Annotated in this window: 7 protein-coding genes; 3 read left to right on the top strand and 4 right to left on the bottom strand. The window is 68.7% G+C overall.

Going from position 1 to position 12,923, the window contains the following annotated elements; translation table 11 throughout:
• Nucleotides 1-220: 220 nt before the first annotated feature.
• Together ACWD0A_RS27685 and ACWD0A_RS27690 are read right to left on the bottom strand one after the other, a co-directional pair.
• Nucleotides 221-2,185: a pRL2-11 gene (locus ACWD0A_RS27685; RefSeq protein ID WP_451302402.1), complete on the bottom strand. Its 1,965-nt coding sequence runs from the start codon at nt 2,183-2,185 to the stop codon at nt 221-223.
• 649 nt (nt 2,186-2,834) lie between these two features.
• Entirely contained in the window at nt 2,835-4,100 is a 1,266-nt protein-coding gene (locus ACWD0A_RS27690; RefSeq protein ID WP_451302416.1) for a DUF2637 domain-containing protein, read from the bottom strand.
• 158 nt (nt 4,101-4,258) lie between these two features.
• On the opposite strand from ACWD0A_RS27690, the gene ACWD0A_RS27695 reads away from it, so the two are divergent.
• Nucleotides 4,259-4,879, top strand: coding sequence for a DUF7691 family protein (locus ACWD0A_RS27695; RefSeq protein WP_451302404.1), 621 nt, complete (start codon nt 4,259-4,261; stop codon nt 4,877-4,879).
• Nucleotides 4,880-5,154: 275 nt separating this feature from the next.
• On the opposite strand, the gene ACWD0A_RS27700 is transcribed toward ACWD0A_RS27695, so the two are convergent.
• Nucleotides 5,155-7,938, bottom strand: a complete 2,784-nt coding sequence (locus ACWD0A_RS27700; protein WP_451302406.1) for a protein kinase domain-containing protein — start codon at nt 7,936-7,938, stop codon at nt 5,155-5,157.
• A gap of 359 nt (nt 7,939-8,297) precedes the next feature.
• Here ACWD0A_RS27700 and ACWD0A_RS27705 point away from each other — a divergent pair, with 359 nt between their 5' ends.
• Nucleotides 8,298-9,116 (top strand): hypothetical protein, encoded by an 819-nt coding sequence (locus ACWD0A_RS27705; protein WP_451302408.1) that lies wholly within the window; start codon nt 8,298-8,300, stop codon nt 9,114-9,116.
• Nucleotides 9,117-9,371: 255 nt separating this feature from the next.
• Here ACWD0A_RS27705 and ACWD0A_RS27710 read toward each other — a convergent pair whose 3' ends face one another.
• Nucleotides 9,372-9,569, bottom strand: coding sequence for a hypothetical protein (locus ACWD0A_RS27710; protein ID WP_451302410.1), 198 nt, complete (start codon nt 9,567-9,569; stop codon nt 9,372-9,374).
• Nucleotides 9,570-9,691: 122 nt separating this feature from the next.
• Here ACWD0A_RS27710 and ACWD0A_RS27715 point away from each other — a divergent pair, with 122 nt between their 5' ends.
• Nucleotides 9,692-12,523 (top strand): hypothetical protein, encoded by a 2,832-nt coding sequence (locus tag ACWD0A_RS27715; RefSeq protein ID WP_451302412.1) that lies wholly within the window; start codon nt 9,692-9,694, stop codon nt 12,521-12,523.
• Nucleotides 12,524-12,923 lie beyond the last annotated feature (400 nt).

Raw genomic sequence — 12,923 nt, forward strand, 5'->3', positions numbered from 1 at the left:
ACTCATTCGGACTCCTCGGCCGTATTGCGGCCGGGGCTATGCCCGGCCAGGCACAATGCATCAGCAAGGCCCGTCGCGCACTGCGCAAGAACCCCACGAAGAAAAGCTATGCCGAATGACCTGTGGATAGATTTCTCGGAGCCGAGGCACCATTCGCCAATCGCTCACAAAAACGAAGGGCCCGCACCGAGTGCGGGCCCTTCGTGTTCGCCGCAAGCAGTCAGGAGAAGTCGACGGTCTCGTCGTACGGCGTGCTCGTCACTGAACGTTGCCGATTGCGCTCCCACTTGAGTAGATCGCTCGGCAGGTACAGCATCAACTGCCCCTTCTTCTTCACGTGCGCTGGGAATGCCGGGTCGTCGGCGCGCGCCCGGCGAAGCGCCGTCAGTGCAATGTCCGGCAGGTATTTTTCCTGGGCGTCCCGAAGGCTCATCGGCACATCGTCGATGACATCGCCACGTGTTTCGACGTGCGCCTGATCCGCAGGGTTCTCGTGTGCCTGGGAGTCTGGCTCCAAGACGGCTTGCCCGGGCGACTCGTCCTCTGCGATCTCCATCGATTGCCCGCTGTGGGCTGTCCCGTCCACCTGTGAGGCACCCTCCCCCAGGGAGCCCGAAATACCCTGTTCGCCCTGTGAGCCTGTGAGGTCATCCCCCTGTTTCCCCAGGAGGACAGGCTGACCTGTGAGCCTGTGAGCCTGTGAGGCCTCGTCCCTGTCGCCGGCGGCAGACGGTTCCGCAGGGGTGCGGCCCATCGCCCACGTGCGCGCCTCTGCATCCGTCATGAACATCACTTGGGTCTCATGGGCGGAGCCTCCCAGCACCACTTGGGCGCGACCGATATGCCGGGTGGACTTGGGAGCCGGCTGCACCTCTGGGACGAGCATTCGCCATGCGTTCTGGGTGTAGCGGGCGAGAATCCGGGTGGCGAAGTTCTCACGCATTTCAGGGCCGCCAAGAGCACGCGCTGTGGCCGACTGCGCAACGAGGAGTACGTGAAGACGAACGGCGCGCCCCATGAAAAGGATCTCTGCGAGCGCGTCAACCGCCGGGGAGATCTTCGGATCGCCCTTTTCCTTGATCTTCTCCCAGTAGCGAGTGAGCTGCTTCATCGTCGCGTTGATCTCTTCGAGGAGGATCACGATGCGAGGACCAACCTCCGCCGGGTCCGCGTCATCTCCGAGCTGCTCTGCCCTGTGAATTCGTCGTTGCCCTTCGGCTCCGAGCGATATCAGCGCCTCGTGAATGTCAGCTATATCGCGACAGTATTCAACATTCTTCACTCCGCGCGCCCACAGGTGCGAAACGCGCTTGAAGTCGAGGATGTATGCGCGGGCGCCGTAATGAATGAGCTGTGAGGCGATGGTACGCAGGATGACGCTCTTACCGCCGCCGGTGCCCGCCGATACCAATACGTGCGGCGACTCGGCGTCGAGGTCGACCGAGACGACTTTGTGTCCTCGTGTCAGTCCGATGAGCGGCGCCGATTCGGGTGCTTTCTGAACGAGTTCTTTCACCTTGGGGTCGCTGAATATGACCTTGCTCGGCGGGCGGTGCACCTTCTTCACCGTCACGTACGGCCTCCGGCCGTCGTACTTCCAGCTGAAAGAGACGCCCTGCAGCGCAAGCTTCTTGACGACCATCTCGGTGACGGCCTGCTCGTTGAACTTGAGATTGACCGGCAGATCGATGCGGATCTCGGCGTCGTCGTCGGAGAAGTTCTGCGGGATGTGCAGGTAGGAGCGGGGACGGGTGGCGGGAGGTATGCCGAGGGGGTCGGCGAGCGCCAGGTGCAGGGGCTCGATCCACTCGCGCATGAGTTCCCGCCGGCCGCGAGTGCGCACCGCGTGGATCACTCCACCGGCAAGGAGCAGGCCGCCGGCACCGGCCGCCCCGTACTGGAGAGCCTCCAGGGTCTGTTCGGGGTCGATCCAGTAGGACCAGCCGCCGCCTGCGATCGCGCCGGCACCGGTTACGCGGGCTGCAGCGCGCTGCCATCCGGGCCGGTAGGACATCGGTCCGACCCGGCCGTCGACTCCGTCGAGGACGGAGGTTCCGGACTTGAGGAAGGTGGCGTTGGTGCGTCGGACACCGTCCATGTCCCTCCCGGACAGGAACCGTCCGAAGCCGAAGAGGGCGGCTTCGATGGCCTCTTCGATCTGCTTGTCCACCTCACTGCGCGCCATCGCCGGTCTCCTTGACAGGGGGTGCCGCCGTCGGTCACGGGCGGCGATCTTGCAGCACGCTAAGCCGAGTTACCTGTGGATAGATTTCGCCGATGGAGCGCTGCTCTGCGAGGTCGCTGCATCGGCGGGTTCCACGGCAGCGAGCACGGGCTGCGTGCAGCAGACGTGCAGCGGCACGCGGGCTGCATGACTGTTTCCCGCGCTGCACAGAAGCGACCTGTGCAGCGCTGCAGGCGATGCAGTACGTGCCGATCTGCTGCTCCCGATGCCCCGGTGCACAGTCAGACAAGTGCTCAGGACGCTTGGTGCAGTCCGGGCCGGCCGCGGAATGCACAGACTCCGCTGCGGGCCGCAGCTCGTCCGTACGACTGCCTCGCCTCGAGTCCCCGCCGTAGACCCAGCCGGTGCAGCGCCCGGGCTTCCACTGCAAGGGCCCTGCCGAAGCGTGCACAAGCCGGCTCGCGTCGCACCACCCAGCCGGCCGCCAGATGATCCTCACTCCGACTCGAGCAGCCCGAGCATTCGGTCGAGCAGCGCTGCGCTGCGCAGTCGGCCGCCTGCACAGCTGCAGTTGCATGCCGCTGCGCGGGTGCACAGGAACTGCACGGCCAGCTCCGTGCACCGCTGCAACACTGCCTCTCGGACGAGCTCAGGACGCGGCTGCGGTTGCCACGAGCTCGGCTTGTCCCTCCTGCATACGGGCACGCTCCTGCGCTTCAGCTTTGGCGATCTTGTAGATCTGGCCACTGTTGACGTCCTTGCCATGCCGCTTCAGCCACTCCCGGAGAACTGGCGTCTCCACACAGTCGAGCACTTCGATCGCAAAGCGAACCGCGTCGGCGTTCTTCATCGCGGCCATGGCCTGCGTGTGCCGATCGGCCCGGCTGGCTTCGCCTTTGCCGTTCGCTTCCACGTCGTCCGCTCTCTCTTCTCGCCTTCCTCGCTCGTGGTCCATGCCCCGTGCCTCCAGACCGCCAGGGGCGGCATGTTCTGCGTCAGCCGCCGCGTGGGCCTGATCCTCGCGCTCGTCGTTGGTGGTCGGATCGTCCGGTTCGATCTCTCGGAGCTCCGGCTCCGCCGTACGCTCGTCGGCCGCACCGCGCTGAGCGCCCCTGCCGTCAAAGACCGGTGTCGCATCCCGCGGGGCTGGCAGCTCTGCGGTGCGCGCCAGCTCCGGCTGCGCCGGGGCCGGCGGCAGCAGCACCGGCTCGATGCCTGCGGCGGCCAGACCGGCCGGGGCCGTCTCCGCGAGCGGCACGCCGTACTTCGCGAGGCGCAGCGGCATCAGCGACTCGACCGGGGCCCTACGTCGCCAGGCCCGGCCGAAGCGGGCCTGAAGGCGGGCCTGGTAGATCAGCCGGTCCTGCTCGAGCTTGATCACCTGCTCGTAGTTGCGCAGCTCCCACAGCTTCATCCGCCGCCACAGCCTGAAGGTTGGGACCGGGGAGAGCAGCCAGCGGGTGAGGCGCACGCCCTCCATGTGCTTGTCGGCCGTGATGTCCGCGATCCGGCCCACCGCGTGCCTGGCCGCCTCGACGGCTACGACGAAGAGGATGGGGATGACGGCGTGCATGCCCACGCCGAGCGGGTCGGGCCACGCTGCGGCGCCGTTGAACGCGATCGTCGCGAAGGTCAGCAGCCAGGCCGTCTGGCGCAGCAGGGGGAAAGGTATCCGCATCCACGTCAGCAGCAGGTCCAGCGCGAGCAGCACACAGATGCCGGCGTCGATTCCGATGGGAAAGACAAGGGAGAAGGAGCCGAAACCCTTGCGCTCGGCGAGCTCCCGGACCGCGGCGTACGACCCCGCGAAGCCGATCGCGGCGACGATGACGGCACCGATCACCACTACCGCGATCAGGGCGCGGCGGGCACGTGTGAGGTGGACGCGGGTGGTCTGCACACGGACTCCTTCCATCGTGAGGCCGTGAGTCTCACCCGGATCGCCTGTGGATAGATTTCGCAGATCGCGCGCCTGTGAGGACTGGTCGACGTTGCCGAGCTCCGATGCCGTGGTCCCGCGCCGCCCGTCCACGGCCACGCACAGGTGTCAGAGGCTTCCCTTAGGTTCGGCCCATGAGTTCTTCTCTGAGCGTCTACCTGCTCGACGTGGCCGCTACGCGTGCCTTGGTCGGATCCCGCGATGACCAGTTGCTGGAGGTAATCCGCACCAGGTTCGAGGACGACCTCGCCCGCGACGACGACTATTTCAGCCACGCAATCGAGGAAGGCGCCCCCAAGGCATACGAGGCACTGCGTGCGGTCATCCACGGTGGGCCCTTCAGCGAGAACAAGGATGACGCCTTCCAGTACGGCTACGCCTACGAGCGGCTGTGCTCGCTCACCGGCTCGTTCCTGGACAACGACTGCTTCACCCCGCACCGGGGTGACTGGCTGTCGAGGGTCGATGAGGGCCTGAAGGCTCTGGGCATCACCGCCGTGTCTGTCGAGCACTTCAGCTACAGCGATCTGCCTGATCCTCTTCCGTACACGTTCACGCCGGGCTGCGGCGAGTGGTCACCTGACCACATCGCACAGGCGCTGGAGCAGTTCGAGGCCACCAAGCGGGCGGTCGATGAGTCGGGCCAGGCGCCACCGCTGGAGCCCGAAGTCCTGGAAGCCGTCATGCAGTGTCTCGGCTGGATGCGTCACGCGGCGGGACGGCCGGGCTTCGGCGTGATCGGCTTCCGCCCCTGAAGTCCTGGACCGCGGAGACCGGATGGCCGCCCCTCCTACCGGTGTCAGCACCGGCTGTTCCACTTCACCGCTCGGCCCGGGGCCGCGCGCTCCCGGCCGAGGTCGGAGAGGAAGTCGTCGAGCAGCTGCCGGGCCGACCTGGTTGCGGATCGCACCATCTGGCCACAACGCCAGCTCAGCGACACATGCCGCGGCGGCCGTCGAAATCCGAGGTACGCACTGCCGTGCGCTCCTCGTGTTCGGAGGTCGTCAACGCGGCGCCTGCACGATCGCTTCTAGTCCTGGTCAGCCCGGTTCGCCGCGAGGGCTGCTTGGACGGCTTCACGCAGACCCATGTCGACCCCCCGCTCCTCCGCGAGCTCCCAGAAGTGCCGGGCGCTGCCAGGGTGTTCGCGCAGCACCGACGCGACGACTTCTGCCGCGTTCCCGGACAGTGAGCGCAGCCAGCCCTTGATGGAGGCCTGCGGATTCCACTGGTCAAAGCGGGCGTCCCAGATGCACATGCCCTGCGCTGCGGCGTCAAGATGATCCCACTCCTCTTCCCGGGCGGCGGTCCTGGCCACGCGCAGCAGCCACCTGATAGCCCGGTCCGCTTCGCTGAAGGCGGGCCACTGACCGCGGTCGCCGTCGACCTGCGCTGCCATGGCGCGCACGAGGGCGATGGACTGGTCGGGGTGGGCCACAAGCGAGGGCTCGGCGGTCTCCATGTCCATGCGGGCGACGGCATCCAGGTAGAGCTCGTAGTTGTCGGGCTGGTTCACGGCGAGGGCGATCAGCTGCGCCGCGGCGTCCTCGTCCCCCTCGGCAGCGGCCGCCAGGAGCCTTTGTGCACGGGTGATGGGCAGCTCGGCCTGGGGAGAGGTCTCCCGTTCGACGAGCGCGATGAAGGCCGCCATGTCCTGGGGCCGGGCGGCCGGGTCCTGCGAGGTGGCCTGGCGTACGACGCCGCGCCACGGCCCCGGCGGAGGCAGCAGGGGGACGTTCGGCTGGGGCCACGTGCCGGTGAGGACCCAGCCGATGACCCGTCCAAGGCTGTAGATGTCGCTCGCCGGGCTGGCCCCGTCGTGCGGGTCCGTGGACAGCTCCGGGGCGGCCCAGCCGATCGAGCCGATCGACGCGTTCGTCAGGGACTTGTCGACGCTCGTTTCACCGCGCGGGCGTCGTGCGATACCCCAGTCGGCCACGGTCCAGCGACTGTTGAGAAGCAGGATGTTCGACGGCTTGATGTCCCGATGGACCCAGCCGTGTTCGTGCGCTTCCGCCAGCGCGGCGGCCACGGCGTCCACGAGTTCCCGCAGTGCCTCATCGCTCTCCAGCTCGGTGCGCTTGTCCTCGACAGTGGCCTCCGCCATCGGCATGACGAACCAGTCGTAGGCGGGGCTGAAGTCGAGCACGGGCATGACGTGGGGGTGTCCCCCCAGAAGCTGGGCAATCGTCACCTCCCTGACCATCCGGCGGCGGGACCCGGAGTCCTGCCTGCGTCGGCGCTTGTAGGCCACGACCGTGCCCGATGCCTTGTGTTCGGCCCGGAAGACGTCAGCCTGGCCCCCTGTGTCCATCGGCAGCCGGTCCATTCGGTAGTCCTTCTTCACGCCCTGGGCCGACCCGCTCACCAGGTCGTAGCCGGTTGGCTTCGGTTCGGCTTCGGCCACGGCGGGTGTGAGGCGGTGCCCGGCGATACGGGTCAGGACCGGCCGCAAGTGCGCGGGGTCGTTGTCGGGCACCGACGCCAGGAGATAGGCGGGGCCGGCTTCCGGGGGCTGCGTCAGACCGAGGACGCGATCGAGGCGGTACTCCACGAGCGGCTCACTCGCCCCGTCGCCCACCGTGGTGCGGTACAGGGTGATCCGGTTGCCGGAACCATCGGGCGAGGCGCTCAGCACCGTGTCCGTGCCCGTGACGAGCACGTGCCCGGGGTAGTGGCCGGCGGTGCGGATCCAGTCATCCTGCCGGCCGAGGCCCGTGGTGCGGCTGAGATCGACGACGGCACTGTGCCCGCTGGCAGCCAGAAAGAACCGGCGTCTGCCCATCCAGACTGCCGAGCGCACGGCCGCCTCGAAGGAGACCGGGTACCGCAACTGGTCACCGACCGCCTGGCCGACCCGGGTCAGCGCCAAGGTCCCCTCGCCGGCCCCGTACGTGACTCCGGAACCCGAGAGCACCCACGGCTCGCCACCAGGCCCGGCCAGCAGCTGTGCGCCCGCATCGAAGCCTCCTGCGACAGCCGTCAGCCTGCCCTCTTGCCAACGGATCACGGCTGGGCCGGCCATGATCAGCACGTCCCCTGCTGGCCCGATGATCGGTGCGCCGTGGCAGCCGGGCACTTCCACGAGCCACCGCGTCCGGCCACGCGACGGGTCGAGTTCAACCAGGCCGGATTCGTAGGTGACGAGCAGCGAGTTCGCAGCGCGCCAAGCCATGCCCATCGGATGCGCCTGCGTCGACTCACCGACGAGAAGAACCTCCGACGTGGCACCCGCCCACGTCTGCGTCGGCACCTTCCTCGGAGCGGTCAGCCGGTCGGGTGGGGTCATGGTCAGGGGAGGGCCCTGGAGCGAGGGCGAGACGACCAAGTCGGCGAGCGGCAGGTAGGGCTGGCGCCGACGAAAGACGTCGCGAATGAGGTCAGCGAGCGGCACAAGGCTGGCGACTGCGGCGTCCAGGTGCGTGCGATCCAGCACCACTCCAGCAGGCTGTACCCGGTCGATGAGATCTTCCTCGACCGGTTCCGGCGTCCCGGTCCAGGGCATGAACACGAAGCGCACGTCCTTCGGCGGGAGGGGAATGCCAAAGCTCTCCACGGAGCGGGCGATGCTGCGTCCCCGATCCGACCCGCTGTCCACCACGAGGCCGACGACGTAGTCCCGTCCCTCGTGGTCGAAGGACACCGCCGCAGGCAAGCCCTCGAAGTCAATGATCTGAACGGCGCTATGAGGAACGCTACGTCGCAGTAGTCCCGCCACGATTACGGCGAGCCGTTCGGCCCGCTCCCGAGCCGGCGCGGTGTCGTCCCCGGCCCACTCGCCATACTCGGCGAGCAGCTCTTGTACCTCGTCCACGCTGTGCGTCTCCGCTCTCGGCTAGCGGCGTTCTGCGGGTGCCGGCTGGCCACGATTGTTTCCCACCGGCGCCGTGTTGGAGTGGCGTTACGGCAGATCGGGACCCTATGACCACGACCGATCCGCCTCCGCCCGGTGCGCTGGGAGCCATCCCGTGACCCGCTGCTATACCAGATCGTCAAGGGCTGCTGTCGCTCGCCTTTGTCGCCTACGTCGTCCACGAACACCCGGCGCTACGGGAATCGGCCGCCGTGCGTGGGCTCGGCACGCTGTTCCTGGCCGCAGTGCTTGCGGCGGGCCGGGGCCAGTGACAACGACGTCGACACCGGCGGCCACCGTTGCCAAGGGCACCCGATCGGTTGTCTCAGGCGCTGTTCGGCGGACGGCAGTATGGGGCCGTGGATCTCATAGAGCTGGTAGGGAGCAACGAAAAGGCGTTCACCGTGATGGTGGCGTTCATCGCGATCTTCGGAGGCATCGCTGGCAACTGGATTGGGGCGTGGCTCCAGTCTCGTGCCGGAAGGGCGCAGGCGTCGGCGGCGCGGGACGCTGCGTGGATCACGGCGGAGGCACAGCGGTTGGCGGCTCTGCACACGGACCGGAGGGAGCTACTCGCCCGCGTAGTGGTGACGGCCCGGCAGGCACATGCGAAGATCTCCGCCGCGTTCCTTCCCCGGCCGGACGGTTCGGACCCGGAGAGCGGCATCGCGCAGATCGGTCCGCAGGTCGATCAGTTGGTCTACGAGGTGGCCGAGTTGTCTCTGGTCACGCCGGAGGCAATCGTGCGGCATGCGGAGAGACTCCGCGAGTCCGTCTCAGAGTTCTACGTCCTGCTCGGGCTGCGCGGGGAGGCCCGTCGGGCTCAGGTGCGTCTCGACCGTGCGGTGGGGGTGGAGGCAAGGCGGGCGCGCGAGATGCTGGTGCTCCTGCGAGAGAGCTACGCGGCGCAGTCGGAGGAGGACGTCGAGACCTTCCGGCCGGCTGCACGGCAGGCGCTGCACGACGTGCCGGCGCTGGGAGACTCGGAGGTGGAGGCTTTGGTGAACGACGCTGCCGAGCCGCCAGTGCAACCGCTCCTCCAGGAGGCGCACGAGTCCCCTCTGTCCTCGCTGGGCGCGCTGGTCGCAGAGGCGCGGCGGCTGCTGGCCGCGGAGTCGGTCAACACGCACCCCCAGTAGGAGGATCGTCGGCTTGGAGTCCTCAACCGGGGGCTGCTCCTGACGTCTGAGAGACGTCTCCGCAGCCTGCCGGAAGCGTGGTGAGCATCGCCTTTACTCTGAGCGTCAGGTTCCAGCTGTCGAAGGTCGCCGCCTCTTACCTAGTGGCTTCTGGGCCCCAGCGCAGGTCAGCGTAGTTCTGTGGCTTTCAGGCATGTCTGGCAAGTTGTTGAGTGCAGTCGGGTGGGGTAGGTGGCTGGGCCACCGCGTGAGCGGTCAGGTGAGGATGGTGGCGAAGGTGCCGGCCACGGTGGCGGCAAGGGTGACGACAGCGGCGAAGGTGACGGCGGCGCGGGTGAGAGCGGCGGGGTAGGTGGCGCCGTCCATGCGGGCGAGCTTGCCCGCGCCGACGGCGGCCAGCAGCGCGACGACGATCACGAGTGTGGTGGTGAGGAGGACGACGGCGACGTTCACGGCAGGCTCCCGTCAGGAGGTGGGGTGTTGACGTGGACGAAGGTCTCGGAATCGGTGTGCGCCATGGTGCGCCGGGACGAAGATGAACACCGGCGAACACCTCACCACCCGGGGGCGAGCACGTGCACGACGAACGGACCGGTCACACTCCGGACTCGGCTCTGACCGAACTGCGCAGGAGGCTGGAGGGCGGGCTGGCCAGGGCCCGGCTGAAGAAGACTGCCCTCGTCGCTCGGACTGGGCTGAGCCGTACGACCGTGCAGCAGGCGTTCCAGGCCGACGGGCCGGTGCCGTCGGCACCGACGGTGACGGCGCTGGCAAGCGCGCTGAGACTGCCGGTGGATGATCTGCAGGCGCTGCAGCGGGCCGCGGCCGGTGGCGGGAACAGCGAACGGCCGGGGCTCGGCCAGCCGATCGGGCAGTGGGATCCGCACGCGCTGGAGGTCCACCCGGCCGGTACCGTCCTGGACGGTTCCGGCTTGCTGGAGCAGCAGTTACTGCCCAGCTATGTGCCCCGCGAGCACGACCTGATCCTGGCGGAGGCGGTGCGGGAGGCGCAGCAGGGCCACAGCCGGATGCTGGTCCTGGTGGGTGAGTCCTCGACGGGGAAGACGCGGGCGTGCTGGGAGGCCGTGCAGCCGCTGGCGGAGCAGGGGTGGCGGCTGTGGCATCCCTTCGACCCCACCCGGGCGGAGGCCGCGCTGGAGGATCTGCACCGTGTCGGCCCGCGAACGGTGGTGTGGCTGAACGAGGCCCACCACTACCTCGGTGACCCGACGGCCGGTGAGCGGATCGCTGCAGCTGTGCACGACCTGCTGACCAGCCCGCAGCGCGGGCCGGTCCTCGTACTGGGCACGCTGTGGCCCGACTACTTCAAGCAGTACACAGCCCTGCCCGCCCCCGGCGGGCCAGATCCGCACAGCCGGGTGCGGGAGCTGCTCGCCGGACGCACCGTGAGCGTCCCCGATGCCTTCGATACCCGCGCCCTGGCCGCGGCGACTGCATTGGCCGAGGACGGTGACCGGCTACTGGCCGACGCCCTCACCCGCGCCCGCGCCGACAGACGTCTGACGCAGGACCTCGCCGGAGGCCCCGCGCTCCTGGAGCGTTACCGCACCGGCAGCCCGGCCGCCAAAGCACTCCTGGAAGCGGCGATGGACGCCCGCCGTCTCGGCGTTGGCCTGCACCTGCCGCAGGCCTGCCTCACCGACGCCGCCCCCGACTATCTTCACGACTCCGACTGGAACCAGCTCACCGCAGACTGGGCAGAGAAGGCATATGCCGAACTCGCCGAGCAGGTGCACGGCAAGCAGGCCCCCCTGAGCCGGGTCACCCCCCGGCCGCAACGCCGCCCACCCAGCCCCTCCGCGCCTGCCGACGCCCCCTCACCGCGGCCGGCGGGGCCGGTGTTCCGCCTCGCCGACTACCTTGAGCAATACGGCCGCACCACCCGCCGCCACGTGTGCCCGCCCGCCTCCTTCTGGCACGCCGCCCACACCCACCTCATCAGCCCCGAGGACCTGTACAACCTCACCGTGGCAGCCGAAGACCGGCTCCGCCTGCAATGGGCCTACCACCTCCGCCTCCGCGCCGCCGGCCACGGCAGCCCCAACGCGCTGTACAGCCTGGCCCGGGAGCGGGAGGCTGCCGGGGACCGGGAGGGCGCCGAAACCCTCTACCTGCAAGCCGCCGACCACGGCAACACCAACGCGCTGTCCGAGCTGGCCCTGATGCGGGAGAAGGCCGGGGACCGGGAGGGCGCCGAAACCCTCTACCTGCAAGCCGCCGACCACGGCAACACCAACGCGCTCTACAACTTGGCCCTGATGCGGGAGAAGGCCGGGGACCGGGAAGGTGCCGAAACCCTGGCCCGGCAGGCCGCCGACCACGGCAACACCAACGCGCTGTCCGAGCTGGCCCTGATGCGGGAGGAGACCGGGGACCGGGAAGGTGCCGAAACCCTGGCCCGGCAGGCCGCCGACCACGGCAACACCAACGTCCTGGCCCCCCTGGCCCGCATGCGGGAGAAGGCCGGGGACCGGGAGGGCGCCGAAACCCTGGCCCGACAGGCCGCCGACCACGGCAACACCGCCGCGCTCTACAACTTGGCCCTGATGCGGGAGGAGACTGGGGACCGGGAGGGCGCCGAAACCCTGGCCCGGCAGGCCGCCGGCCACGGCAACACGAACGCCGTGGTCCACCTGGCCCAGATGCGGGAGAAGGCCAGGGACGGGGAAGGTGCCGAAACCTTGGCCCGGCAGGCCGCCGACCACGGCATGCCCGACGCCCTGTACCACCTGGCCCGCATGCGGGAGAATGCCGGGGACCGGGAGGGCGCCGAAACCCTGGCCCGGCAGGCCGCCGACCACGGCAACACCCGCGCCCTGCACCTCCTGGCCCGCATGCGGGAGGAAGCCGGGGACCAGGAAGGTGCCGAAACCTTGGCCCGGCAGGCCGCCGACCACGGCAACACCCGCGCCCTGTACCACCTGGCCCTGATACGGGAGGAAGCCGGGGACCGGGAAGGTGCCGAAACCTTGGCCCGGCAAGCCGCCCACCACGGCAACACGAGCGCCTTGGTCGGCCTCTGCCAGATGCGGGAGAAGGCCGGGGACCGGGAAGGTGCCGAAACCCTGGCCCGGCAAGCCGCCCACCACGGCAACACCCGTGCCCTGGACCTCCTGGCCCGCATGCGGGAGGAGGCAGGGGACCGGGAGGGCGCCGAAACCTTGGCCCGGCAGGCCGCCGGCCACGGCAACACCGCCGCGCTCTACGACCTGGCCTGGATGCGGGAGGAAGCCGGGGACCGGGAGGGCGCCGAAACCCTGGCCCGGCAGGCCGCCGACCACGGCAACGCCGAGGCCCAAGTCGACTACGACTTGTGGGAGGCGCTCGAAAGGCTGTGGCCCTACGGCCTGGACCCGGATGGTACGCCGACGCCCCCTTGGCAATGATCCACGCGCTACCGGCCAGCGCTCAGGCAGCTGATCGCGGGTGAAGGCAAGAAAGGAATGTCGTGTTGCCATGACCGAGGAAGCTGTTTCGACCGAAACACTTCCGGTAGTTGCGTGTGTCCACCAAGCCCGGATGCTTCGTACGTCGTACTCACGGTGACCCAACCTCGGTTCGACCGGGCCGCCGAGGTCCCCGACCAGGGGCAACGCTCGATGTGCGACCTCGTTACGGCCGAAACGAGGTTGGGAGTTCTGACGTCACGTACGTGCCCAACGTGCCTTAAGACCAGCAGATATCCGTGAGGTGATGAGGCTCGTTGAATTTCCCCACCCGGTGCTCAGGGGTTCCCCAGACCTGCTCACATTTCTCCCCACCCGCAGCGCGCTGACCTGCGGACGG

Source organism: Streptomyces sp. NPDC002867 (assembly GCF_053591895.1).